Genomic DNA, 26,001 nt, shown 5'->3' on the forward strand with positions numbered 1-26,001 from the left:
CGGTTTGGGCTCGGGCTTTGGCTGGGGCTTGGGTTTCGGCTCCGGTACCGGTGTCGGCTCGGGCTGCGGTTCCGGCTCGGGCTCGGGTTCTGGCTCGGGGGCCGGCTCCGGTTCTGGTTCTGGCTTCGGTTCGGGTTCGGGTTCCGGTTTCGCCTCTGGCTCGGGCGTATCTTCTTGCTGTTCCACCGCGTCGGCAGCGACCTGCTCGGGCTGGGGTTCGCCCTGGGTGGGGGCAAGCGCAATGCGTACGCCGGCCGCGCCCGTGTTCGCGGTGGTGATGGTGTCGTCCAGCTGAAAGCGCAGGAACAGCGCGGCATGCGCGGCGATGGCGATCGCGAGCACGATCACCCAATGATGCAGGCCGATGCGTTTCATGGGTCTTTGTGCTGGGTCAGCAGGTTGACTTCGGCGATGCCGGCGCCGCGCAGGGTGGCGAACAGCCCGCTCAGGGCATCGGCCTTCAGGCCGCCGTCGGCACGGATCTGCAGCGGCTTGTCGTCCGGCCAGCCGGCCAGCGCATCGGCCAGCGCCTCGCGCTCGATCGGCTTGCCGCCGAAGGCCAGACGCCCATCGGCGGCCACTGCCAGCACCTGGTTTTCCAGCTGGGTGGACTGCTCGGTATCGGCCGTGGCAGGCGGCGTGAGTTCGAACGGCGGGTTCTGTGCCAGAACCCCGGCCAGCATGAAAAAGATCAGCAGCAGGAAAACGATGTTGATCAGCGGCAGCACGTTCTCTTCGGTGGAACGCGGCCGCTTGGGCGGTGCAACGATCATGGCCGATCCGCCTTGGCGCCCGTGGCCAGCGACATGGGGGCGACCCCCGCACCGGCGAGCGCGTCGAGCGCGCCGACGGTGACATCGAGCGTGGCCTCGGCCTCGGGCTGTACGATCACGGCCGATACATCGCCGGCTTCGATCGCGGCGTTCAGGGTTTGGGCGAGCGAGCGCGTATCGCGGCTGGCGCTGCCGTTGTAGTGCAGGGTGCCGTCCGCGTCCACCCGCACTACCGCAGGCGGCGTTTCACCGGGCGCCGCTTCGCTGGTGCCGGTGGCCAGGGTGATAGGCCGCCAGTCGGTGAAGCTCGTGGCCAGCATGAAGAACACGAGCAGGATGAACACCACGTCGATCAGCGGCGTGAGGCTGATCGAATGGGTACGCCGCTCGAGTGTTTCGATATGCATGGCGCTGGCTCAGGCGTGGGCGGTGGACGACTGTGTGCTGGCGCTCGTCTGCGCTGTCTGCGCCTTCGTATCGGCCTGATTGAAGGCGCCGACTTCATGCCGCGTGAAGAAGCGGGTCAGGGTGTCCTGCATGTCTTCGTGCAGGCGTTCGACCACGCGTTCGCACCAGTTCAGCGCCGCCACCGCCGGAATCGCCACCACCAGACCCACCGCAGTGGTGAGCAGGGCTTCCCAGATGCCGTTGGAAAGCACCGACGGGTCCACCTGGCTGCCGGCGTTCGCCAGCTGCTGGAAGGCCGTGATCATGCCCATGACGGTACCCAGCAGGCCGAGCAGCGGGGCCAGTGACCCAATCACCTCGAGCGGGCGAAAATAGCTGCGCATCTGGCTGAGATGACGCGCGCCCACGCGGGCGGCCTCTTCGCGCACGACCGTTACGTTGGCGCCGGCGTTGACCCCGCGCATCGCCACGCCCAGCGTGTCGGCAATGGGGTTGCGCTCGTCGGTGAGGGCGGCGATCGCGCCCTGTCGGTCGCCGCTGTGCCACTGGTCCAGCGCGGGCGCGATGAAGCGGCGTTTACCCACGCGCACGCTCGCATACTGCCAGCACTTGAGCAGGATGATCGCCAGCGCGATCACCGACATGGCCACCAGTACGGCCACTACCGGGCCGCCGAGGCGCAACAGATCTATCAGGCCGGCCAGATCGAAGACCGCGGAACTATCGGGTGTCATGACAGTTTTCTCGACTGTGGGACGTTAAAGGCATTGCGCGACAAGGCGCGGGAGTATGCAGCAAACCGAGCCCAAATGCGAACGATTATTATTACCGATGCGGCCCTGCGGTTTGGCGAACGTATCGCTCCATGCGCCTTTCGTCTTATGCAGACAGGCTTTGCAAGTGCGTATGCTGATTCGTGTTTGCAACTACGCATCGGGAGACTCCATGGCTGATAACAAGATCGAATCGGTTCTGAAAGAGGATCGACAGTTCGATCCGCCGCAGGCGTTTCTGGACAGCGCCACGCTCAAGGCTGCCGACGTCGACGCTCTGTATCAGGCCGCCGAGGCCGATCACGAAGGCTTCTGGGCCGATCAGGCACGCGACAAGATCGACTGGCACACGCCGTTCAATCAGGTTCTGGATGAATCTGACGCCCCGTTCTTCAAATGGTTCGCCGACGGCGAGCTTAACGTCTCCTACAACTGCCTCGACCGGCACCTGGATAGCCGCGGCGACAAGACCGCGATCATCTTCGAAGGCGACGATGGCGAGGTCGAACACATCAGCTATCGCGAGCTGCATGCCCGCGTTTGCCGCTTCGCCAACGCACTCAAGGCCAACGGTCTGGGCAAGGGCGATCGCGCGGTCATCTATCTGCCGAACATTCCGCAGGCGGCGGTGGCCATGCTGGCCTGTGCGCGTATCGGCGCGATTCATTCGGTGGTGTTCGGCGGCTTCTCCGCGGTATCGCTGCGCGATCGTATCGACGACGCCGAAGCCAAGATGCTGATCACCGCCGACGGCAACTACCGCGGTGGCAAGCTCATTCCGCTCAAGGAAACCGCCGACAAGGCGCTCTCCGAAGGCTGCAAGAGCATCGAAAAGGTCATCGTCTACAAGCGCTCCGGTGCCGACGTCACCATGGCCGAAGGCCGCGACCTGTGGTGGCACGACGCCGTCGACGGCCAGGCCGACCAGTGCGAGCCGGAATGGGTGGATGCCGAGCATCCGCTGTTCATTCTGTATACCTCCGGTTCCACCGGTAAGCCCAAGGGCATCCAGCATTCCTCCGGCGGCTATCTGCTGGGCGCGATCTGCACCTGTCGCTGGGTATTCGATCTCAACGACAGCGACGTGTTCTGGTGCACGGCCGACGTCGGCTGGGTGACCGGGCATACCTATATCACCTACGGACCCACGGCTTGTGGCGCGACCCAGGTGATGTTCGAAGGCGTGCCGACCTATCCGGAAGCCGATCGCTTCTGGAAGATGGTGGATACCCATCAGGTCACCATCTTCTATACCGCGCCCACCGCGATTCGCGCGCTCATGAAGCAGGGCGACGAATACCCGCAGCGGCATGCGCTGGACAGCCTGCGCCTGTTGGGCACGGTCGGCGAGCCGATCAACCCCGAGGCCTGGATGTGGTATCGCGAAATGATCGGCAAGCAGCGTTGCCCGATCGTGGATACCTGGTGGCAGACCGAAACCGGCGGCCACATGATCACGCCGATTCCTTCCAGTACGCCGACCAAGCCCGGCTCGGTGGCCAAGGCGCTGCCCGGCATCGCGGCCGATATCATCGACGAATCCGGTGAACGGGTCAGCGACGCCAACGCCGGCGGCATTCTGGTGGTCAAGAAACCGTGGCCGTACATGCTGCGCACCATCTGGGGCGACCCCGAGCGCTACAAGGACACCTATTTCGGTATGTTCGACGAACATACCTATGTCGCCGGCGACTCAGCCCAGCGCGACGAACAGGGCAACTTCCGTATTCTGGGTCGTATCGACGACGTGGTGAATATCTCCGGCCATCGCATGGGCACGATGGAGGTCGAATCGGCGCTGGTGGCCCACAAGGCCGTTGCCGAGGCGGCCGTGGTCAGCCGTCCGCACGAGGTCAAGGGCGAATGCATCGTGGCGTTTGTCATCCTCAAGCAGGATGGCGGCAGCGACGAGCTGGCTTCGGAACTGCGCGACTGGGTGACCGAACAGCTCGGCGCCATCGCCAAGCCCGAGGAAATCCGTTTCGCGGACGGTCTACCCAAGACCCGTTCGGGCAAGATCATGCGTCGTCTGCTGCGCACCGTGGCGCGCGATGAAGAGATCACGTCGGACGTGTCCACGCTGGAAAATCCGCAGATCATCGACCAGCTGCAGGCCAAGGGCAGCTAGCGTCGAGGCTGATTGAGGCGACAGCGCCGACAAGGCGCCGTCGCTGACGATCGCAGGGGGTGGCTGGCCCGGTGTTGCGCGTTGCGCGCGCCGGCGCCGGCCTTTTTTATGTCTGCGTTATGGCGCTTGCCGGTCATGTGCAAAGTCCAGCATGCGGCGTGAGCGTGGATTTGCGCACATCCCGCCTGGCTGACGGCGGCCGCCTGAGTCTCACGCATACGCACGACGCCGCGAGTGCCCGGCGTGCGCCGACAGGCGGATTTTTCGTAACATGGCGGCCATCGTGCCGCTGTGCGGCAATCCATTCCCGTTCTGGAGTATCGCCACGTGAAAGACAACATCGTTATCGCCGCTGCCGGGCGCACCGCGATCGGCCGCTTCGGCGGCACCCTGGCCGGCATCGGTGCGACCGAGCTGGGCGCGCATACCATTCGTGCGTTACTCGCCCGTCACGACATCCCGGTCGACGCCGTTGACGAAGTGATCATGGGGCAGGTGCTCGCTGCCGGTGCAGGCCAGAATCCGGCCCGTCAGTCGTCCATTCGGGCCGGGCTGGGCGACGCCACCCCGGCGATGACGATCAACAAGGTCTGCGGCAGTGGCCTGAAGGCGGTCATGCTGGCCGCCCAGGCGGTCGCCCTCGGCGATGCCGAGCTCATCGTGGCCGGCGGCCAGGAGAACATGAGCTCGGCGCCGCATGTGCTGCCCAACTCGCGCAACGGCAAGCGTATGGGCGACTGGGAACTGGTCGATACCATGATCCGCGACGGCCTCTGGGATGCCTTCAACGGCTATCACATGGGCCAGACCGCCGAGAACGTGGCCGAAAAATATCGGGTCTCGCGTGAGGAGCAGGACGAGTTTGCCGCGCGCTCGCAGCAGCGCGCCGAAGAAGCGCTCAAACATGGCCGCTTCGAGGACGAAGTGCTGCCTATCGAAGTGGCGCAGAAGAAAGGCGACGCCATTTCCTTTGCCCGCGACGAAGGCCCGCGCGCGGGCGTAACCGCCGAAGGCCTCGCCGGGCTCAAGCCGGCCTTCACCCGCGACGGCACGGTGACCGCCGGCAACGCCTCGGGCCTGAACGATGGTGCAGCCGCTGTGGTCGTCACCACCCGCGAAAAATGCGACGCGCTGGGTCTGACGCCGCTGTGCCGTATCGCGGGCTATGCCAATGCCGGCGTCGACCCGGCGTTGATGGGCATTGCCCCGGTATCGGCCACCCAGCGTTGCCTCAAGCGCGTGGGCTGGCAGGTGGCCGATCTCGATCTCATCGAGGCCAACGAGGCGTTTGCGGCCCAGTCGGTCGCCGTGGGTCGACAGCTCGAATGGGATAGCGACAAGGTCAACGTCAACGGCGGCGCGATCGCGCTGGGGCACCCTATTGGTGCATCGGGCTGTCGTGTACTGGTCACCTTGATCCACGAAATGATGCGCCGCGACGTGCAGAAAGGTCTGGCGACCCTGTGTATCGGGGGTGGTCAGGGCGTCGCTCTGGCAGTCGAGCGCTGAATACGCCGGGCGTCATTTATTGGCGGGTCTTGTAACCCATTGATCGGAATGCGATTCGTTTGGGCGCGCCGGACGTGCTCCAGCAAACGGTCTAGGCCTGCGAACGCGCATGGCACCGGTTTTGCATCGGTAGAGGCGTACAGCGATTTTGCGCCGTGTTGTTCTCCTCCAATACGCCCGCGCCAAGTTTTCTACTGAGTCGCTGTACGATCGCGGCTTCCGGCCGGCGCAGCGCGCCGGCCGGTTTTCTATGCGCCACGAATAAGAATTCCGCGGCGCTTTGGCTGCGTTGATCCGGCTCTGGAGCCGCACGACGACCGCGACGGCTCATTGCCTTGCTCGCGCCCCGATCCGGTGACTGGCTCGGGGCTGCGGCAATGTCGAGGGGGCTAGAAAGTCTGCCACTCCATATCGGCATCCTCGTCGTGCTTTGACGCCGCGGCGCGCGTCTCTGGCGATTTGGCCGGGGCCGGGCTCGGTGCCGGCGCCACGGTTGTACGGGCTTGCGCCGGTGCGGGCGTGGCCGGGGACTTGGGCGTAGCCGCTGTCGTAACGTCGAGCTGGAATACCGCGACCGCCTCGCGCAGCGTGCGGGCCTGGGCTTCCAGGGCGTTGGCCGCGCTGGAGGCTTCCGAGACCAGGCGCACGTTGTGCTGCGTGACCTGATCGAGTTCGGTCACCGCCTGATTGACCTGTGCAATGCCGCGGCCCTGTTCTTCCGATGCCGTGGCGATTTCGGTCATGATCTGATCGACCCGCTTGACCGCCGATACCACCTCGTTGATCGCGCTGCCGGCCTGATCGACCAGCTTCGAGCCGGCGTCCACGCGGTTCACCGATACGTCGATGAGCCCGCGAATCTCTTCGGCGGCCTTGGCCGAGCGGGTCGCCAGATTGCGGACTTCGCCGGCGACCACGGCAAAGCCGCGGCCCTGTTCGCCGGCGCGGGCGGCTTCGACCGCGGCGTTGAGGGCCAGCAGGTTGGTCTGGAAGGCGATCGACTCGATCATGTCGATGATCTGGCTGACTTCGTGCGAACTGCGGCTGATGCCCTGCATCGTCTCCACCACCTCATCGACGATCTTGCCGCCGCGTTCGGCGGTGGCCGAGGCTTCGTGGGTGAGCTGGCGGGCCTCGCGGGCGTTCTCGGTGTTCTGGTCGACGGTGGAGGTCAGCTCTTCCATGCTCGAAGCAGTCTGCACCAGCGAGGCCGCCTGTTGCTCGGTACGCGCCGACAGATCACCGTTGCCGCGGGCAATGGTCTGGGAATCGCCGTGAATGGCGTCGCTGCTTTCGCGGACCTGGCCTACGGTAGCGGCCAACGCCCTTTGCATGTGCGTCAGCCCGGCGAACAGGCGACCGATTTCGTTGTTGCCGCGGCTCTCGATACGCCCGTGCAGATTGCCCCCGGCAATCCGCTCGACGTGGTCGACCAGACGGCCCATCGGGCGGGTGACGTTGACGGTGATGCCCCAGACCACGACGACGATCAGCAGCACGGTCGCCAGGAAGGCACTGCCCATCGCGATTTCGAGCCCGATCGCGGTGCGTTGAAAAGTGTCGTAGAGCGCGCTGCCCTGTGCTTCCACGAGCTCGAAATAGCCCACCGCCTGGGTGGTGAATTGCTGGGTCAGGCGTTCGGCCTCGTCGTCGAGGGCCAGATAGGTATCGCGATCGCCGGCCGCCAGTGCACGAATACGCGGCACGACGGCGGTATCGAACAGCGCGCGATAGGCCTGTTCGACCTGTGCCACCTGTGCCTGATAACGCGGCGTGAAGTCCGTGGCGAAAAAGGCTTGGAACAGCGCATCGACCGATTCGGCTTCCTGGCTGAGCGCATCGGCCGTGGTTCGGGTCGTGGCGGTGGTACCCAGTGCCTGATAGTTGTCCTGCACGTGCAGCCGCAGGTTGAGCAGGGCACTGTTGGCCCGGTTGAGCTGGGATTTCTGTTCGACCTGGACATCGCGCACCTTGGCTAGCGCGCCCTGGCTGTACCAGATGGTGTAGCCGCCGATCGCGCCCACCAGCAGCAGCAGACCGGTAAAGCTGGCCAGCACCAGCGCCCAGCTGGTCTTGACGCTCATGTTGTCGAGTAATTTCATCACAGGCTCGCGAGGCTCAAACCATCGCCGCGTGGGCGCGGCGAATCCCAGTGGCCTTTATATCGGTCGCGAGCGCGTTTTCTTTTGCCTTTCCTGTCGTTACCTGGGCAGAACGTTTTTCCGATCACTCACGCCAGGGCAGGGCCGGCGGCAGCTCGCCGGGCGCGTCTACCAGTCGACGGGTGAGCAGGCTGCCGTCGGCAACGTACAGATCGATCAACGCCTGGCGATAAGCGATGAAGGCGTCAATGCGGCCGAGTTCTGCGGTGAGCAGGTCGCGCTGGGCCTGGGCGACGAGCAGGCCGGTAGAGCGGCCGACATCAAAGCGGGCCTGTTCGGCCTCCAGGGTCTGGCGCTGCAGGTTGACGGTGGCCGCGCTGGCCTCGATCTGGGCCGCGGCACGTTCGGCCTCGATCAGGGCATAGCGGACCTCGGCCTCGATCACCCGTTGCAGGTTGTCGAGGCTGGCTTCGGCCTGGCGCACGCTGGCCTGGGCGCGCTCCTGCAGCGCGCGCCCGGCCCGATTGCCCAGCGGGTACTCGAATTCCAGCGCTCCGGACAGGTCGTAGGTATCGCCGCCGTCGAGATTTTCGTAGGCGCTGCCGTAATTGCGGGCAAAGCCGGTCTGGCCGAGGGTGACGAACAGGTCCAGGCGCGGCAGCAGGCCGTTGCGGGTGGCTACCACTTCCAGCTCGTTGCGGGCCACGTCCAGGCGCGCCTGATTGAGCTCGGGCCGGCGTTGTGCGGCGAGGCTGACATAGTCGGCCGGTGCATCGAGCGGTGCCGCGTCGGTGGCTACCTCGGTGGCAGGTTCGACGGCGCGCTCGTAACGCAGGCGCTCGGGCGCGCTGATCAGCTGCAGCAGGCGGATACGCAGACGCGCCGCCTCGGCCCGGCCGTCGATGAGGTCCTGGCGACGGCGGGCCGCTTCGGCGGCGAACGCAGCCTGTTCGACACGGGCTACCGTACCGGCCTCGATCCGCAGCCGGGCTTCCTCGGACTGGCGCTCGGCCACCTCGACCGCGTTGTTCAGAATTTCGATACGCCGGCGTGCGCCCAGATAGTCCCAGTAGGTGCTTTCGACATCCGCCACCAGCGACGTGACGAAGCCGCGCAGTTCGTAGGCCGAGGCCAGGGCATCGGCCCGTGCCTGGCGCAGCGTCACGAGATTGCTGGCCACGCCAAAGCCGTTGAGCAGGGCCTGGGTCAGGGTCAGGCCGACCCGGGTGCTGGCCTGGCGCGGCGATCGGTTGGACTCGCTCAGGTCCTGTTCCACGCTCAGTTCGAGCTCGGTGCCGGTGGGCAGGGTCTGGCGAATACCCGCGCGTGCGGCTTCGCCGTCGTTACGCACATCGAAGTTCTGCTGAATGTCCTCGGACACACGCTGGGCCACTTCGCGCGAGGTTTCGATGCGTGCGAATACGCTCGGGTCGAACACCGCCCGCTCGACCGCGGCGAAGGTGCCGGCGATCACCGGCTGCAGGCGTTGTGCGGCCAGCGACGGGTTGTGTTCGACGGCCATCGCCACCGCTTCCTCGACGCTTAGATCGAGCCGGTTGCGCTGGCCGAGGGCCGCCAGTTCGTCGTTGCTGGACGGCGCGCTCGTGGCGGCCGACTCGGCGGGCTGTCCAGGCAGCGGTTGCTCTGGCCACACCAGGGCCTGCGGGTCGAGAAAAGCGCCGGCCGGCGCAGCACAGGCAGCCAGCACTAGCACGGCCCAGCGGTATCGCCGTGCCGCGCTCATGTCGGCGCACCCTGTCGCCGTGGCCAGGCCCGGTGCACGCCGGTATAGACCACCGGAATCACGACCAATGTGATCAGCGTGGCGGTGGTCATGCCGCCGACCACGGCCCGTGCCAGCGGCGCCTGCGACTCGGAGCCCTCGCCCAGGCCGATCGCCAGCGGCAACAGCGCGAACACGGTCGTCGCGGCGGTCATCAGAATCGGGCGCAGCCGGCGCCGGCCGGCCTCGCGTACGGCGTCGACCGGGCCGATGCCTTCGCGCTGCAGCAGGTTGGCCTGATCGACGATGAGAATCGCATTGTTGACCACGATACCGATGAGCATCAGACAGCCCAGCAACGACTGTGAATTGAGCGTGGTGTTAGTGAGCATGAGGGTGGCGACCACGCCGATCAGCGCCAGCGGCACGGTGACCATCACGATCAACGGGTCGATCAGCGATTCGTACAGACAGGCCATGACCATATAAACCAGCAGCAGCGCCAGGGCGACGTTCACGCCGATCTCGCGAAACGCGGCTTGCTGGGCTTCGTACTCACCCACCAGCTGCACGTCGTAGTTGGCCGGAATGGCGATATCGTCGAGCGTGGCCTGTACGTCCTCGACCACCGAGCCCAGGTCGCGCCCGGCGATATTGGCGTTAACGCTGACCAGCCGTTGCTGGTTGCGTCGATCGATTTCGATCGGCCCCGTGGCTTCAACAATCCGGGCCACGTCGCCCAGGCGTACCCGGCGACCGTCGCCGGCCGGCACCGGCAGGTCGAGTATCTGATCGGGGCTGACCTGGCGCGGATTGGCCAGCTGTACCCGTACGCGTACTTCGTCGCCGTCGTCGAGAAAATAGCCGGCGTTGGTGCCGGCGATGGCCGTTTCCACGGTTTGCCCGATCGCCTCGACCGTGACGCCGCGATCTGCCGCGGCCGCGCGGTCGATGATGACGTCGCGCTGCGGTGCCGAGCCTTCGCGCGAGGCGCGCAGGTCGGTGATGCCCTGGATATCGGCGATGCGCTGCTGGATACGTTTCGACAGGCGCTGCAACACGCCGAAGTCGTAGCCGCGGATCTCGATTTCCAGGCTTTCGTCGGCGCTGCCCACGTCCAGCATGCGGAAGAAGAACGGCTGGCGCACGCGTACGCGTACCTCGGTGTCGGCCAGCTCCCCGATCGCCGCGCGCAGATCGGCCGCGACCTGCTGGCTGCTGCGCGTACGCGCGCCGGCCGGCGGCAATTCGATACGAATATCGGCCTCGGCCCCGGCATCGGCGCGATAACCGCCGCTGCCCACCGTGGTGACGACGGACACGGCATCCGGCACCACGCGCCGTACCACGGCTTCGGCCTTGCGGGCCTGGCTATCCATCAGGGCCAGACGGGTGCCGGGCGGCATTTCCAGGCCCACGCGCACCTCGCCTTCGTCGGTGGCCGGCATGAATTCGCTGCCCAGCTGGGTAAAGCCGACGAGCGCGGCCAGCGTGGCAAGCACCGCCGCGGCGATCACCCGCCGCGGCGCGGCGAGCGCGCCTTCGAGCAGGCGACGATAGCCGCCTTCGAGGCGGGCGTACGCGTTGATGCCGAGCTTCTCCAGCCGGCGTAGACCCGCGCCCGTCGGCGCTTTGCGCCGGCCCACGAAGCGCGCCGTGAGCATGGGCATGATCGTGAGCGCGACCACCAGCGAACAGGCCAGGGCCAGGGCAACCACGATCGCCAGCTCCCGGAACAGCTGGCCGGTAAGCTCGCGCGCGAACAGCATGGGAATAAAGATCGCCAGCGTGGTGAGCGTGCTGGCCACGATCGGGCCGGCCATTTCGTTGCTGCCGGCCACCGCCGAAACATGGTCGGATTCGCCCAGCTCCAGGCGTCGACGCTGGATGTTTTCGAGCACCACGATGGCGGAATCCACCATCAGGCCCACGCCCAGCGCCAGCCCGCCGAGCGTCATCAGATTGATGGTGTAACCAAAGCCGTACATCAGCGCAAAGGTGGCGACCAGCGATACCGGAATGGCCACCGAGACGGCCAGGGCGGCGCGCAGGTGGCCCAGGAATACCAGCAGTACGACGAAGGCCAGCACGCTGCCGTAGAACAGCGCCCGCGAGACGTTGGCGATCGAGCGATTGATATAGTCCGCGGTGTTGAAGAATGGCGTGATGCGCACCTGCGGGAACTCGCGATTGAGTTCGGCCACCTCGCGGGTCACGCGTTCGGCCACCTCGACGGTATTGGCGCCGGATTGCTTGCGTACGCCCATGCGCACGCCGCGTTCACCGCCGATACGCACCAGCCGTTCGGCGCGTTGCTGGGTGTCGCGTACCGTGGCCAGCTCGCCGAGCGTGATCGGCGTGCCGTCGCGTACCAGCACCACCGCCCGGCGCAGATCGTCGAGATCGGCGAATCGCCCCGGCGTGCGCAGCACCAGCTCCTGATTGCCGATTTCGATAGCGCCGGCAGGCAGGTTGCGGTTGGCCGCGGCCAGCGTATCGCGGATATCGGTCAGCGACAGGTCGAGTGCGCGTACGCGATCGATATCCAGATTGACCTGAATCTCGCGCTCGGGCTCGCCCCAGATCTCCACCGCGGCCACGCCCGGAATCTGCTGCAGCCGATACGACAGCTGATTATCGATGAGCCGGCGCAGCTCGATCGGGTCGATACCGCTGGCCAGGCCCAGGCCCATCACCGGCAGGTCGGCGGTATCGAACTTGCGCAGGCGTGGGCGGCCGGCATTTTCGGGCAGTTCGTCGAGCTCCGAGAACAGCCGGTCGCGCACGTCGTTGGCGGCCGCGTCGATATCCACGCCCCAGCCGAAGCGCAGCGTTACGTCGGCCGTGCCTTCCACCGAGGTGGACTCCATTTCCTCCAGGCCGGGCGTGGCGGCAACGGCCTGTTCCACGCGCCGGGTGACCAGTTCTTCCATGGTCTCGGGCGCGGCATTTTCGTAGTCGACCGAGACGGTCAGCGACGGCGTTTCGATACTGGGCAGCAGGTCGACCGGCAGGCGGCTCAGGCCCACCGCGCCGAACAACAGCGCGATCGCCATGATCATGCAGGTCGCCACCGGACGGGCGACCGAAAATGCCGGCAGGCTCGTCATGCGCCGTCGCTCTCGCTGGCCGCCGAGCGCGCGGCGTCGTCGTCCACGGCAACCTCGATGCCGTCTTCGAGCTGGGCCTGGCCGAGCGTGACCAACGGGCCTTCGAGCGTGTCGGGGGCACGCAGCGCGGCGCGATCGCCCTCGGTGAAGGCGACGTCCACGGGCACGAAACGGGCGATGCCGGCCTGCGAATCCACAACGAACACGCCGTCGCGGTCGTTACGGCGAACCAGCGCGGCACGCGGCACGACTACGGCCGAGTCCAGCCGGTCGGCGACCAGGCCCACCTGCACGAACATGCCGGGCGCAAGCCGGCCTTCGCCATTGGGCACGGTCAGCTCCACACGGGCGCGTCGGGTTTCGGGATCGAACACCGGCGCGATACGCGCGATTTCGGCCTTGAAATCTGCGCTTTCGGCGCCGGCGATACGCAGCCGGGCCGCCTGGCCGCGGGCCAGCTTGGGATAGAGCGCTTCCGGGACCTGAATCACGGCGGTGAGCGTATCGACGGCCACGACGCGCAGCAGCGGTGTATTGGCCGCGACCGTATCCCCCGGCTCTGCCATGCGTTCGCCGATCTGGCGTGGGCCCTGGTCGGCGCCGGACCAGTGCGCACGGATATCGGTATAGCCCAGGCGGATACGCGCGGTTTCGACCTGCGAACGCGCCTCGGCGATGTTGGCACGCGCGACCGTGGCCGCCGCGCGCGCATTGGCGCTTTCCGCCTCGGCGCTATCCAGTTCGGCGGTAGCGGCAATGCCTTTTTCGTTGAGCGAGCGCACCCGGGAAAGCGTGCGTTCGGCGGTGCGTGCATCGCTGCGTGCCTGCTCGTACTGGGCACGGGCGACCTCGAGCCGGGCTTCGGCCTCGGCCAGCGCCTGCCGGTACTCTTCGTCGTCCAGGCGCACCAGCGTGTCGCCGCTGTCGACCCGGTCGCCGATATCCACGGCGACGGCCGCGATCTGGCCGGCGATCTTGGGGGCTACGGTCAGCGTGGCGCTGGCTTCGAGCGTGCCCGAGAACTCGCGGACATCGGCAATCGAGCGCCGCTCGGCGGTTTGGGTTTCCACCGCCACCCGAGCGCCCGCTGCGGCCTGCGGCGGCGCGGCATCATCGCTGCGATAGCCGAACAAGACCAGCACGCACACCAGAATGACGGCGCCGCCCGCCAGCAGCCATACGCGCCGGCTCACCGGGCATGCTCGCGCGGTCGTACGGCGTGCATCCGGGGTTCGAAAACTACGGTATTGGGTTTGACAGGTGCGTCGATACGGCGTTGCGCACGATCACAAATATCCGGTAAAACAAGGTTCATGCGCGTCAACATACGGTCATATCGCCGTGTGAGGGTAACCCGCAAACCGGTCGGCCCGCGCCGTGGCCGGACGCTGCGGTTGCAACAGAGGATGAGACGTCGTGGCAGCAACGATCCCACGCATACTTAAACTGGATGCCGGCGGCCTGCCCGTGGAATGGGTGGACTGGCGCGAAGCGGTCGGCCTGTACTTTACCGACAAGATCGCCTGGGAAGCCGGCAGCGAAAAAATCTGCCTGCGCGGTGGCCGCTCGCGTTCGACCGGCCTGCGCAGCCAGATCGAGATCGATTCCATCATCGCGGTACGCGATCGTTCGCATCGTTTTGCTCGTAATCTGGTGCCGGCGTTGACGCGGCGGGAGCTGTTCCACCGTGATGGCGGCCTGTGTCTGTACTGCGGTACCCGGCTGAGTTTCTCGCAGATGCAGATCGAGCATGTCGTACCCCGTTCGAAAGGCGGCGACCATGCCTGGACCAACGTGGTATCCACCTGCGAAGGCTGCAACCGTTTCAAGGACGACCGTACGCCGGAGCAGGCCGGCATGACGCTGTTGGCCCTGCCCTACGAGCCCAATCTGGCCGAGTGGCTCATTCTGGCGAATCGCCGCATCCTGGCCGACCAGCAGGCGTTTCTCGAACGCCTCGCCCCCAAGCGCCACGCGCGTTTCGACGGGTAACGCGCCGGCGTTATCGGGACACGGTAGAGAACACCTTCTCGGCGATCGCGCTGCCGGCGGCGGCGGGGTTGGCGCGAATCTTTTGCTCCTGCTGGCCGATGACCGCGAACAGCCCGTCCAGCGCCTGCTGGGTGACATAGTCGTTGACGTCGAGATTCATGCCCGGCACGAACGCCAGCATGGGCTTGGCGCGCGAGGTCAGCGCCTCGTAGCGGGATACCGCCTGCGACTGGGCGGTGGTGTTGGCGATGATGGGCTCGAACTTGGCCGCCAGATCGTCACCGGCGTGTTCGCGCAGGTAGTCGGTGGCCGCCGTGTTAGAGCCCTGCAGGATGTCGTAGGCGTCGCGCACGCTCATGTTGTTGATGGTTTCGCGCACGATTGGCCCGGCCTCGGCGGTCGCCTGCTCGGCGGCCCGGTTCATGGACAGCTGGAAGCTGTCGAGCTGGTCGCCAAAGCCGGCGCCGCGCAATGCCGACGAGGCCTGGCCCATCCAGCCGGGCAGGGGGATACGGCGTGCGGTATTGCCCCAGAAGCCGTCGGTCTGGCCGAGCTGGGTCACGGCGGCCGAAGCGCCGTCGGCCAGTGCGGCACGCAGGCCGCTGACGACCTCGCTTTCCGGCAGCTGGCGAGCGCTGGCGTTGGTCTGTGAACCCTCCATTTCGCCCATGAACTGCTTGAAGCGATCGCCCAGGCTCTGGGCGCTGACGGTGGTGGCGACCGCGGCCAGCGCGCCGCTGGCTATGATCCGGATAAGTGTGCGTCGCATGGGAGAAGGGTCCTTGGATCGTATGTCTGGGCAAGCTTTGCACTGCCTGTCACAGCCGCTCAGCGGTTCGGCCTCACCGGCTGCGGCAAGGCGTCTGTGAGGACTCGAACGCGACCCGCGCGAGGTTGTGCAAAGCTTGCCTGCGCGATCATACCGTGGCGGTTCGTCTGGCAAATGAACGCCGCGTTCGTTGCCTCTGTGCAGGCCTCGGATCCAGAATCGCAGCGATGAAGATCGATCGTAGTCAGATAACGGCCGGGGTGCTGGCCGGCGGCGCGGGCCGGCGGCTCGGCGGTATCGACAAGGGCTGGTATGTGCTCGAAGGCCGTGCGCTGGTCGAACACACGCTGGCGCGCCTGCAATCCCAGGCCGGCTCACTGCTGATCAGCGCCAACCGCTCGCTGGCGCGCTATCGGGGGCTGGGCTGCGAGGTCGTGACGGATCGACAGCCCGGCCATGGCGGCCCGTTACAGGGCCTGGCGAGCCTGCTGCATGCCGCTTCGACGCCGTATCTGCTGGTGGTGCCGGTAGATACGCCGGCGTTGCCCGACGATCTCGGCCAGCGCCTGGCCGCGGCGATGACGCCGGGCATCGATCTGGTCTGTGCACGAGCGGCCGGGCGGCGCCAGCCTTTGCATGCGCTCATGCACCGACGGGTGCTGGCCGCGCTGGAAGACGCGCTGGCCGCGGGCACGGCCCGGGTGACCGACTGGCAGGCGCGGCTTGCCGTGGCCGAGGTCGATTGGCCGCAGGCGCAGGCCTTTGCCAATATCAACGCCCCCGGCGATGCACGGGCGTGGCAAGACACACGCTCGATCGCTGCTTCGTTCCATCGTCATGAGTGAGCCGATGTTGCAATCCTCCGACCCCTCGGATTTTCGTCCGACCCCGGACAACAAGCCGATGCCCCTGGCCGAGGCCCGCGCGCGCATCGTCGCGGCGATCACGCCGATTCGCGACTGCGAGCGCGTGCCGCTGCAGGCCGCCTTGCATCGCGTGCTGGGCGAGACCGTCGTATCGCGCATCGACGTGCCCGGCGCCGACAACGCCTCGATGGACGGCTACGGCTATGCCGCGGCCGATGTGGCCGCCGCCGGCGATACGCTGCAGATCGTGGGCGAAAGCCTGGCCGGCCACCCCTATGACGGTTCACTCGGCGCCGGTGAGTGCATCCGCATCATGACCGGCGCGGTGGTCCCCGCCGACGTGGATACGGTGGTAATGCATGAAAACACGCGGGCCGAGGGCCGCCGGCTGGTTGTCGAGCAACCGCCGAAAGCCGGCAGCAATATTCGCGCGGCGGGCGAGGATATTGCCGCGGGCGCCACGGTGCTGGCGGCCGGCTGTTACCTGCGCCCGGCCGATATCGCCATTCTCGCGTCGGTCGGGGTCAGCGAGGTCGCGGTGGTACACCGGCCGCGGGTGGCCTTCTTTTCCACCGGCGACGAGCTGCGCCCGATCGACGGGCCGATCGAGCCCGGCGAAATCTACGACAGCAATCGCCACGGCCTGGCCGCGCTGCTCGCCGAACTGGGCATGGAAGGCATCGATCTGGGCGTGGTCGGCGATTCGCCCGAGGCGCTGCGCGCCGCATTCCGACAGGCGGCGAACTACGATGCGGTGGTGACCAGCGGCGGGGTGTCGGTGGGCGCGGCCGACTTTGTGCTGGACGTGCTGGGCGAACAAGGGTCGGTGGACTTCTGGCGGGTCGCCATCAAGCCGGGCAAGCCGCTGGCCTTCGGCACCCTGGGTAATGCCCGTTTCTTCGGACTGCCGGGCAATCCGGTATCCACGGCCGTGACCTTCATCCAGCTGGTTCGACCGGCGCTGGTGCGCATGGCCGGTGGGCATCCGGCCCTGCCCATCCGGCTCGATCTGCCCACCCTGGCCGATCTGCGCAAAAGCCCGGGACGGGAGAATTTCCTGCGTGCCCGGTTGGTGACCACCGACGCTGGCCAGCTGGCCGTCGATCCGATCGATCACCAGGGCTCGGGCGTGATGCGTTCGATGAGCAGCGCCGACTGCTTCATCGTGCTGCCGGCCGCGCAGCAGGACGTGCCGGCCGGCGAGATGGTCACGGTCGAGCCTTTCGCGCAGACGCTCTGGGGGCATCCCCCGGACTGACACGCCGGCCGCGCGCCTCGACTTTGGTCGCAGAGACGCTTTTGTGTCGCATACAGCTGCTAGGGTGCGCGCAAGCTCATGTGCGCGGCCTGTGCCGCGTCTTTGTCGGGGGGAGATATGGCCGGGTTTTTCGACAAGTCCAGCACGGTGGCCAAGCCGGGCTTCAATCGCTGGATGGTGCCGCCCGCGGCGCTGTGTATTCACCTGTGCATCGGCCAGGTGTATGCGTTCTCGGTATTCAAGATTCCCCTGACGCAAATCGTCGGCGTGACCGAATCGGCGCCGGCCGACTGGTCGCAGTCCACGCTGGCCTGGATATTCTCGCTAGCCATCGCTGCCCTCGGTCTGGCGGCAGCCTTCGGCGGCCAGTGGCTGGAGCGGGTCGGCCCGCGCAAGGCGATGGCGCTGGCCGCGGCCTGTTTCGGCGGCGGCTTCATTGTTTCGGCCTTCGGCGTGTGGTGGCACCAGATCTGGCTGGTGTATCTCGGCTACGGCGTGATCGGCGGCATCGGTCTGGGTATTGGCTATATTTCGCCGGTTTCGACGCTGATCAAATGGTTCCCCGACCGCCCCGGGCTTGCCACCGGCATGGCGATCATGGGCTTTGGCGGCGGCGCGATGATCGGCTCGCCGCTGGCCACCTCGCTGATGGCGTTCTTCTCCGGGCCGGATACGGTGGGTGTGGGTTCCACCTTCGTGGCCATGGGCATCATCTATTTCCTGTTCATGATGATCGGCGCGCTGATCGTGCGTATTCCGGCCAAGGACTGGCAGCCACAGGGCTTCGACCCGGAACAGGACGGCAAGCAGGACAAGATGATCACGCGCAGTCATGTGCACGTGAATCAGGCCATGAAGACGCCGCAGTTCTACTTCATCTGGCTGGTGCTGTTTCTGAACGTGACCGCGGGGATCGCCCTGCTCGAACAGGCCTCGCCAATGGCCCAGGAAATGGTCGGCACCAGCGCCGCCGCGGCTGCGGGTTTCGTGGGCGTGCTGTCGATCTTCAACATGGCCGGGCGCTTCTTCTGGGCCTCCACCTCGGACTACATCGGCCGCAAGATGACCTACGTGATCTTCTTCGTGCTCGGCATGCTGCTCTATGCGGGGGTGCCGAGTATCGCCGCGGGCGGCAATATCGTGCTGTTCGTGCTGGCCTGCTGCATCATCGTATCCATGTATGGCGGCGGCTTCGCGACGGTGCCGGCCTATTTGCGCGATATCTTCGGCACCATGCACGTCGGCGCGATTCACGGGCGTCTACTCACCGCCTGGGCCGCGGCCGGGGTGGTCGGGCCGGTACTGCTCAACCAGCTGCGCGAAGGCCGCATCGAAGCCGGTGTGGCCCCGGCGGATGCCTATACCACCACGCTTTACATCATGGTGGCGCTGCTGGCGGTGGGCCTGGTCTGCAATCTGCTCGTGCGTCCGGTGGCCGAAAAGCACCACTACGAGGGTGACCCGGCGAACCCGGACTAGGGCGCCCGACGGCGCCGGGCCGACGTCGAACGAGATGGTTTGATTCGCTGCATCATGCAGGAGACAATGATGAATACCGAAGCCAACACTGCGGCCACCACGCCGGCATGGCAGGTCGCCGGCCTCTGGGCCCTGGTCACGATTCCCGCCCTCTGGGGCTTTTTCGAAACGCTGGTCAAGGCATCGCGGCTGTTCACTGGCTAGGTGGGCCGGAAAGCAGGGCCTGCAATTGATCCAAGCCCGTTCTCTAGTAAACGACGGGCTTCTCCGGCTTTTATCTCGCGCGCAACATAATCGTGCGAAGATGCAGAGCATAGAGGCCGGCTCAGGAGACACCCCATGGATGACGTTGTCGAACAGATCGAAATCACCGTAGACGGCCGTACCGTCTGGGCGCGCCCCGGCCAGCTTCTGCCCGAGGCGCTGGAGGGCACCGGTATCTATCTGCCGCATGTCTGCTATCACCCGAGCCTGGGGCCGTTGCAGACCTGCGATACCTGTTTCGTCGAAATCGACGGCAACCTGGTGCGTGGCTGTAGCGTGGCGGTCAAGCCCGGCCTGGACGTGACCATCGAAAGCGATACCGCCCATGCCGCCCGCCACGAGGGCATCGACCGGATCGCCTCGAATCACGATCTGTACTGCTCGGTCTGCGACAACAACAACGGCAACTGTGAAGTGCACAACACCGTGCGCGACATGGAAGTGCCGGGTCAGCACTACGAATTCCGTGGCAAGCCCTACGAAAAGGACTACTCCAACCCGTTCTATATCTACGACCCCGACCAGTGCATCCTGTGCGGGCGTTGTGTGGAGGCCTGCCAGAACCTGCAGGTCAACGAAACCCTGTCGATCGACTGGAGCCGCGAGCGTCCGCGCGTGATCTGGGACGACGATATTCCGATCGAGGATTCCTCCTGTGTCTCCTGTGGCCATTGTGTGACGGTGTGCCCCTGCAACGCGCTGATGGAAAAGACCATGCTCGGCAACGTCGGGCCCATGACCGGGCTGTCGCCGCAGGCACGCGGGCGTTACCAGAAGCTCGGCCGCTCGGCCATCGACCTGGTCAAGGCCGCCGAACACACCACCGGTTTCGGGCCGATCTTCGCCGTGTCGGAAGTCGATGCCGCGATGCGCGAAACCGAGCTCAAGCGTACCAAGACGGTCTGCACCTATTGCGGCGTGGGCTGCTCGTTCGAGATGTGGACGCGCGGGCGCGAACTGCTGAAGGTGCAGCCGCAGCCTGAAGCCCCGGCGAACGGTATTTCCACCTGTATCAAGGGCAAGTTCGGCTGGGGGCATATCAACAGCGAACATCGCCTCACCAAGCCGCTGATTCGCGAAAACGGCGCCTTCCGCGAAGCCGAATGGGAGGAGGCGTACGCGCTGATCGCCCGCCGCTTTACGGAAATTCGCGATGCCAACGGCCCGGATGCGCTGGCCTATATCGCCTCCTCGAAGTGCACCAACGAGGAAGGCTATCTGATGCAGAAGTTCGCCCGTGCGGTCATGGGCACGAACAATATCGACAACTGCTCGCGCTATTGTCAGGCGCCGGCGACGGAAAGCCTGTGGCGTACCGTCGGCTACGGGGCCGATACCGGCTCCATTGCCGATCTGGCGTCCGCCGACCTGCTGATGATCGTCGGCTCGAACACCGCCGAAAGCCATCCGGTGATCGCCACCCGCTTCAAGCGGGCCAAGAAGCTGCGCGGCCAGAAGCACCTGGTCGCCGACCTGCGCAAGAACGAAATGGCCGAGCGCGCCGATCTGTTCGTCAAACCCCAGCCGGGCACGGACATGATCTGGCTGAACGCGATCGCCAAGCGCATCGTCGAGATGGATCGGGCCGACGCCGACTTCATCGAGAATCATGTCGAGAAATACGACGACTACGTCAAGAGCCTCGAACCGTTCACCATGGAATTCGCCCGCGAGCGCTGTGGCCTGAGCCAGGACGAACTCGACCGTATTCTGGATATGGTGCTCGAAGCCAAGACCATCTGCGGCGTCTGGGCCATGGGCGTGACCCAGCACACCATGGGCGCGGATACCGCCACCGCGCTGTGCAACCTGCTGCTGTTGACCGGCAACATGGGCCGTTTCGCCACCGGCGGCTACCCCATGCGCGGCCACAACAATGTGCAGGGCGCGAGCGACTTCGGCTGCATGCCGGGCCGCTTCCCCGGCTACGACTTCGTCACCGACGACACCGTGCGCGCCCGTTACGAGCAGGCCTGGGGCGTCGAGCTGACCACGCGCAAGGGCTTGAACAACCATGAAATGGTCACCCACATGCACGACGGCGACCTGAAGGCGCTTTATGTGGCTGGCGAAGACATGGGCATCGTCGATTCCGATGCGCTGCACGTGCAGTCTGCCTTCGAGAAGCTCGAATTCATGGTCGTACAGGACATGTTCTTCTCGCGTACCTGCGAATTCGCCGACGTGGTGCTGCCGGCCAGCCCCTCGGTGGAAAAGGAAGGCACCTTCACCAACACCGAACGCCGTATCCAGCGGCTGTACAAGGTGTTCGAGCCGCTCGGCGATTCCAAGCCGGACTGGCTCATTCATACCGAACTGGCCCGGGCGATGGGCGCGGACTGGAACTACAGCCACCCCAGCGAAATCATGCACGAAGCGGCTTCGATCGCCGACATGTTCGCAGGCGTGCACTACGACCGGCTGGAAGGCTTCAATTCCCAGCAGTGGCCGGTGGCCGCCGATGGCACCAGTGCGACCAATCTATACTCGAACGGACAGTTCCATTTCGACAACGGCCTGGCCCGCTTCCATCCGGTGGCATGGACCGAGCCGACCGATCAGCCCGACGACGAGTACGACCTGCATCTCAACAACGGTCGTCTGCTCGAGCATTTCCACGAAGGCAATCTCACCGACGAAACGGCCGGTATCGTATTCAAGATTCCGGGCAGCTTCGTGGAAGTCTCGCCGGAGCTGGCGGCCGAGCGCGGTATCAAGCCGGGCAGCATCGTACGGCTGGTCTCGCGCCGCGGTGCGATCAAGGTGAGCGTGGAAGTCACCGATCGCGTGGCCGGCAAGCAGATGTACATGCCCATGCACGGCAAGAAGAACATCGAAGCGATCAACGTGCTCACCAGCTTCGAGTCGGACAAGGACACCGACACCCCGGCCTACAAGGAGCTGGCGGTGAAGATGGAAGTGCTCAGCGTCGACGGTCACGCACCGCTCAAGGCCAACAACCAGCGCAACGCCACGCGGAACCCGGTGTCCGGTGTGCAGGTCAACGCCAAATGGAAGCGCGAAGACTACAAGCGTCCGCCCAAGGCGCGGCCGGCCGATAGCGGCCTTTAATCACGTTCGTATTCGTCTTCCCACAACGCTTTTTTGGGACTTCGCCATGGCAGAACAGATTCACTACCGGCCCGCAGAGGCCAAGCAGTATCGCCAGGACACGCTGGCCGAGTTCGAGCGTCTGGAAGGACGGGTCGCCGAGATCAACGGCCTGCTCGACGAGCTGTATGAATCCGGCGTGATCCGCTGGCTCAAGGATTTCGCCGGCGCGTTCCCGCAAATTTCCAGTATTGCCGTCGAAAGCATGAACACCCCACAGGGCCATGCCGGCATGCGCAATCTGCTGGTCGTCGCCCAGCAGCTGGGCAAGATCGACCCCGATCAGCTCGAGCGCACGTTCAATGCGGTCAATGCCGGCATGACCGAGGCCGCCAAACCGGTCAGCGACGATACGCCCTATAACCCGCCGGGCGTGACCGGCGTGTTCAAGCTGCTGCACGACAAGGAGCTATGGGCCACGCTGTCGCCGCTGATTGCCGGCGCCAAAGCCTTTTCCCAGGCGCGCAAAGAGGATGGCAGCGAGCCGGCGAAAAAGGGCGACGCCGCCGAATAGGTCGGCGCGTTAGGCCGTCGCGATCATGCCCAGCGCGCTGAGCATGAAAACGCCCGCGGTGATGGTCGCACTCGCGGCCAGGGTGGTCACGGCCACGATATTGGCCGCCAGCCGCGCGTTGCCGCCCATGGCCTGCACCATGATGAAGCTGGCCGCGGCGGTAGGCGCGGCGAAGTACAAAAACAGCAGGCCCAGTTCCCGCCCTTCGAAACCGCACAGCCAGCCCAGCGCGGTCGCCAGGGCAGGAAACACGACCATCTTGATCGCGGCCGCCGAAAAGGCGATGCCGCGGGCTTCGTAAAGCGCGCCCAGCGACAGCGTGCCGCCGATACAGATCAGCGCGAGCGGCAGGGTCAGACGGGCGAAGTACTCGCCCGAGGTCATCATCCATTCTGGAATAGGCAGCCCGGCCGCGGCCACCGGTATGGCCACCAGCGTGCCGATGATCAACGGGTTGGTGATGATGCCCCGGCTGATGCTGCGCCAATCGGCCTTCTGGTCGGGCTGGTACCAGGCCAGAATCAGCACCGAAAACACGTTGTAGAGCAGGATCACCAGGCCGACGAGAATGCCGCCCGCCGAGAGCCCGAAATCGCCGTACATGCTGGCCGCCAGGGCCAGGCCCACGATGCCGCAGTTGCCGCGAAACGCGCCCTGTACATAAACGCCGCGCTCGATTTTCTCGACCCGCCATATCGCCCACAGCCAGGTCAGGCCGAAGCAGGCCAGCGTCGCCGCCGCGAAGTAGAGCATCAGTCCCGGCAGCAGGGCCTGGGACAGATCGGCTTTGACGATACTGATGAACACCAGCGTGGGCATGCTGCCCTTGAATACCAGCGTCGAGGCGGTATTGATGAAGGCGTCGTCGATCCAGCCCGCGCGTTTCAGGCCAATGCCGAGAAAGACCATCGAGAACACCGGCAGGGTGACGTTGAGGGTCTGAACGAATACAGCGAAAAGATCCATGACGAGATCGCGCGTGCGCAGAAAATTAATAAGGTTGCATGCGCCGTGCCGTACTGTGTTCGCCGTGGGGCGACCCGGGCTGCGCGCGTGCAGAATACACAGATTCGAACCGGCACGCGGCCCGGCGGTTGCCCAGGACCGACTGCGATGGGTTACCGTGGGCCGATGAGCGTCGATGAGGCCGCCCCCGCCAGTACCGCCGAACAAAGCCCGGCGCGCGCGAGTGTGCGCATCCGGGCCTACACGAGCGACGGGTTTGAAGGTCGCGACGACACGCTGGCCGTCGAACGCGCGCTGGAAATCCATGTCGCCGGCGCCGAGCCGCTGATTACCATGCGCACCCCGGGCGCCGATGCCGAACTCGCGGCCGGCCTCATGCATGGCGAAGGCGTCATCCGCTCGCGTGAAGACATCGTCTATCTGCGTGTGGCCCCGGGCGAGGCCGACGTGATACGTCTCATGCTCAAGCCCGAGGCCCGCGCGCGCCTGGATCGCGTCGAGCGCAATACGCTGGCCACCAGCGCCTGCGGCGTCTGCGGCAAGCCGAGCTTCTCGCCGCCCCGGCCGACCGGGCATTCGCCCAGCGCCGCCGGCCCAGGGCAGGTCGCGCCGGATCTGTTGCTGGGACTGCCGGATCGGCTGCGCGCCGAACAGGGCGTGTTCGAATCCACCGGCGGTATTCATGCGGCCGGGCTGTTCGATGCCCGGGGCCGGCTGTTGGCGGTGCGTGAAGACGTCGGCCGCCACAACGCGCTCGACAAACTCATCGGTCGGGCGCTGCTCGATGATCGCCTGCCGTTATCCGACTGCATCGTCATGCTCTCGGGGCGCGCCAGCTACGAGCTGCTGCAGAAGAGCGTGATGGCCGGCGTGCCGATCGTATGCGCGGTATCCGCGCCCAGCAGCTATGCCGTTGCGCTGGCCGAGCAGTTCGGCGTGACCCTGGTGGGATTCCTCAGAGGCGATCGCTTCAACGTGTATACCCACCCCGAGCGCGTTTGCGGTGCGAGCTAGCCGGGCGGGTTATCGTCTGGCTGGCCGATGCCACCATGGCCTAATTGTCGGCCCCGAGGGCCTCTGGTATTTCTGGTGCTTTACCGGCATGCAGGTGCCGGCCACGAACAAAGATTGAACAGGGAAAGCGATATGGCCACGAAACACCGGCTGTGGGTTGCAGGCATTGCCTGCATGGGTTTGCTGCTGGCCGGCTGCGGCAACGGCGACGAGGCCGGCCAGACTGATGCGACCAGCTCGACCGAAAGCACGGGCAGCGAACCGGTGAGCCTCATCTTTGGTACCGGCGGCACCTCGGGCAGCTATTATCCGATTGGCGGCGCGCTCAAGCGGGTGTTCGAGGACAGCGATCTGGTCGATCAGGTGCAGGTGGTATCCACCGGCGCGTCGGTCCAGAACATCAACAATATCGAGGACGGCACCAATCAGCTCGCAATCGTGATGAGCGATGTCGCCTACGACGCCATCAACGGCCAGGGCCAGTTCGAAGGCCGTACCGCCGATATCAAGACCATTGCCGGACTCTATCCGAACGTGGTGCAGGTGGTGGCCACCGCAAATAGCGACATCCAGAGCGTGGCCGACATGAAAGGCAAGCGTATCGGCGTGGGCAAGGTCGGCTCCGGCGTCGAACAAAGCGCCCAGAAGGTGCTGGAAGCGGCCGGCATGAGCTATGACGACCTCGCGCGCGTGAGCCATACCGGCTATGCCGACAGCGTGACCGAAATGAGCAACGGCAATCTGGATGCCGCCTTCTTCACCTCCGGCGTGCCCAATTCCAGCATCACCGGGCTGATGCAGAACACCGACGTCAATTTCGTCAACGTCGACGGGGACACGGCCGCTACGCTGCTCGACAAGTATCCCTACTACGAAACCTATGAAATCCCGGCCGGCGCGCCCGAGCGTTACGACCTCGACACCGCCGTCAACACGGTCGCCATCCGTAACCTGCTGATCGCACCGGCTTCGATGTCGGACGACGTCAGCCGCGAGCTGGCCCAGCGTTTCTACGATTATCTGGGCACCGACAAGGTCTCGGTCGGCGCGCTCAAGCAGTTCGATCGCGCGCGCATGGGCCAGGATGTGGTCGTGCCGCTGGCTGCCGGCGCGCAGTCGTTCTACGACAGCCTCAACGGCGAAACCGGCAGCGGCGCCTCGGGCGATGACGAAACGAGCGGCGATACGGATCAAGCGAGCCCGAACGACACCGAGACGGATGCCAGCTAGCCGCTAGCGCAG

The 26,001-nt window shown here is 65.7% G+C and carries 20 protein-coding genes and 1 pseudogene; 11 read left to right on the top strand and 10 right to left on the bottom strand.

All coding sequences use genetic code 11. The features are described 5' to 3' along the window. From ABNU97_RS06430 to ABNU97_RS06445, 4 genes and pseudogenes are all read right to left on the bottom strand, one after another. Window positions 1-375 (bottom strand): annotated as a pseudogene (locus ABNU97_RS06430) (hypothetical protein); the annotation flags it as partial. Further along, window positions 372-773 carry a biopolymer transporter ExbD gene (locus tag ABNU97_RS06435; protein WP_348765925.1) on the bottom strand — a complete coding sequence of 134 codons (402 nt, stop codon included), beginning with the start codon at window positions 771-773 and terminating at the stop codon, window positions 372-374. The pseudogene ABNU97_RS06430 and the gene ABNU97_RS06435, both read right to left, overlap by 4 nt. Further along, window positions 770-1,180 (bottom strand): biopolymer transporter ExbD, encoded by a 411-nt coding sequence (locus ABNU97_RS06440; RefSeq protein WP_348765926.1) that lies wholly within the window; start codon window positions 1,178-1,180, stop codon window positions 770-772. The genes ABNU97_RS06435 and ABNU97_RS06440 overlap by 4 nt, the downstream gene beginning before the upstream one ends. Before the next feature lie 9 nt (window positions 1,181-1,189). Then, window positions 1,190-1,915, bottom strand: coding sequence for a MotA/TolQ/ExbB proton channel family protein (locus ABNU97_RS06445; protein ID WP_348765927.1), 726 nt, complete (start codon window positions 1,913-1,915; stop codon window positions 1,190-1,192). 211 nt (window positions 1,916-2,126) lie between these two features. On the opposite strand from ABNU97_RS06445, the gene acs reads away from it, so the two are divergent. Then, window positions 2,127-4,082 carry an acetate--CoA ligase gene (acs, locus tag ABNU97_RS06450; RefSeq protein WP_348765928.1) on the top strand — a complete coding sequence of 652 codons (1,956 nt, stop codon included), beginning with the start codon at window positions 2,127-2,129 and terminating at the stop codon, window positions 4,080-4,082. A gap of 327 nt (window positions 4,083-4,409) precedes the next feature. Beyond that, window positions 4,410-5,591 carry an acetyl-CoA C-acetyltransferase gene (locus ABNU97_RS06455; protein ID WP_348765929.1) on the top strand — a complete coding sequence of 394 codons (1,182 nt, stop codon included), beginning with the start codon at window positions 4,410-4,412 and terminating at the stop codon, window positions 5,589-5,591. A 389-nt stretch (window positions 5,592-5,980) separates the two neighbouring features. On the opposite strand, the gene ABNU97_RS06460 is transcribed toward ABNU97_RS06455, so the two are convergent. From ABNU97_RS06460 to ABNU97_RS06475, 4 genes are all read right to left on the bottom strand, one after another. After that, the gene (locus ABNU97_RS06460) at window positions 5,981-7,693 is read right to left on the bottom strand and encodes a methyl-accepting chemotaxis protein (protein WP_348765930.1); all 1,713 of its coding nucleotides are present in this window, start codon (window positions 7,691-7,693) and stop codon (window positions 5,981-5,983) included. 124 nt (window positions 7,694-7,817) lie between these two features. After that, a complete protein-coding gene (locus ABNU97_RS06465) occupies window positions 7,818-9,437 on the bottom strand; it encodes a TolC family protein (protein ID WP_348765931.1) in 1,620 nt (539 codons plus the stop codon). Continuing rightward, window positions 9,434-12,526: an efflux RND transporter permease subunit gene (locus tag ABNU97_RS06470; RefSeq protein WP_348765932.1), complete on the bottom strand. Its 3,093-nt coding sequence runs from the start codon at window positions 12,524-12,526 to the stop codon at window positions 9,434-9,436. The genes ABNU97_RS06465 and ABNU97_RS06470 overlap by 4 nt, the downstream gene beginning before the upstream one ends. Continuing rightward, window positions 12,523-13,719 carry an efflux RND transporter periplasmic adaptor subunit gene (locus ABNU97_RS06475; RefSeq protein WP_348765933.1) on the bottom strand — a complete coding sequence of 399 codons (1,197 nt, stop codon included), beginning with the start codon at window positions 13,717-13,719 and terminating at the stop codon, window positions 12,523-12,525. Before ABNU97_RS06475 ends, ABNU97_RS06470 begins: the two co-directional genes overlap by 4 nt. A 223-nt stretch (window positions 13,720-13,942) precedes the next feature. On the opposite strand from ABNU97_RS06475, the gene ABNU97_RS06480 reads away from it, so the two are divergent. Then, window positions 13,943-14,518 (top strand): HNH endonuclease, encoded by a 576-nt coding sequence (locus ABNU97_RS06480; protein WP_348765934.1) that lies wholly within the window; start codon window positions 13,943-13,945, stop codon window positions 14,516-14,518. Between the two features lie 10 nt (window positions 14,519-14,528). On the opposite strand, the gene ABNU97_RS06485 is transcribed toward ABNU97_RS06480, so the two are convergent. Beyond that, entirely contained in the window at window positions 14,529-15,287 is a 759-nt protein-coding gene (locus ABNU97_RS06485) for a DUF4197 domain-containing protein (RefSeq protein ID WP_348765935.1), read from the bottom strand. A gap of 227 nt (window positions 15,288-15,514) precedes the next feature. Here ABNU97_RS06485 and mobA point away from each other — a divergent pair, with 227 nt between their 5' ends. From mobA to ABNU97_RS06515, 6 genes are all read left to right on the top strand, one after another. Further along, the gene (gene mobA, locus ABNU97_RS06490) at window positions 15,515-16,132 is read left to right on the top strand and encodes a molybdenum cofactor guanylyltransferase MobA (RefSeq protein WP_348765936.1); all 618 of its coding nucleotides are present in this window, start codon (window positions 15,515-15,517) and stop codon (window positions 16,130-16,132) included. 4 nt (window positions 16,133-16,136) lie between these two features. Then, complete coding sequence (glp, locus tag ABNU97_RS06495) at window positions 16,137-17,411, top strand: gephyrin-like molybdotransferase Glp (RefSeq protein ID WP_348765937.1); 1,275 nt, start codon at window positions 16,137-16,139, stop codon at window positions 17,409-17,411. Between the two features lie 117 nt (window positions 17,412-17,528). Next, a complete protein-coding gene (locus ABNU97_RS06500) occupies window positions 17,529-18,890 on the top strand; it encodes an OFA family MFS transporter (protein ID WP_348765938.1) in 1,362 nt (453 codons plus the stop codon). Window positions 18,891-18,959: 69 nt separating this feature from the next. Next, window positions 18,960-19,094, top strand: a complete 135-nt coding sequence (locus ABNU97_RS06505; protein ID WP_348765939.1) for a hypothetical protein — start codon at window positions 18,960-18,962, stop codon at window positions 19,092-19,094. A gap of 135 nt (window positions 19,095-19,229) precedes the next feature. Continuing rightward, complete coding sequence (fdhF, locus tag ABNU97_RS06510) at window positions 19,230-22,226, top strand: formate dehydrogenase subunit alpha (RefSeq protein WP_348765940.1); 2,997 nt, start codon at window positions 19,230-19,232, stop codon at window positions 22,224-22,226. A gap of 46 nt (window positions 22,227-22,272) precedes the next feature. Continuing rightward, window positions 22,273-22,779, top strand: a complete 507-nt coding sequence (locus ABNU97_RS06515) for a hypothetical protein (protein WP_348765941.1) — start codon at window positions 22,273-22,275, stop codon at window positions 22,777-22,779. 9 nt (window positions 22,780-22,788) lie between these two features. Here ABNU97_RS06515 and ABNU97_RS06520 read toward each other — a convergent pair whose 3' ends face one another. Then, on the bottom strand, window positions 22,789-23,745 hold the full coding sequence (locus ABNU97_RS06520) for an AEC family transporter (protein WP_348765942.1): 957 nt from the start codon (window positions 23,743-23,745) through the stop codon (window positions 22,789-22,791). Between the two features lie 147 nt (window positions 23,746-23,892). Here ABNU97_RS06520 and fdhD point away from each other — a divergent pair, with 147 nt between their 5' ends. Both fdhD and ABNU97_RS06530 read left to right on the top strand, forming a co-directional pair. Continuing rightward, complete coding sequence (gene fdhD, locus ABNU97_RS06525; RefSeq protein WP_348765943.1) at window positions 23,893-24,759, top strand: formate dehydrogenase accessory sulfurtransferase FdhD; 867 nt, start codon at window positions 23,893-23,895, stop codon at window positions 24,757-24,759. A 132-nt stretch (window positions 24,760-24,891) separates the two neighbouring features. Beyond that, window positions 24,892-25,989, top strand: a complete 1,098-nt coding sequence (locus ABNU97_RS06530; RefSeq protein WP_348765944.1) for a TAXI family TRAP transporter solute-binding subunit — start codon at window positions 24,892-24,894, stop codon at window positions 25,987-25,989. Window positions 25,990-26,001 lie beyond the last annotated feature (12 nt).

The organism is uncultured Salinisphaera sp., from assembly GCF_964012375.1.
In the GTDB taxonomy this organism is placed as follows: domain Bacteria; phylum Pseudomonadota; class Gammaproteobacteria; order Nevskiales; family Salinisphaeraceae; genus Salinisphaera.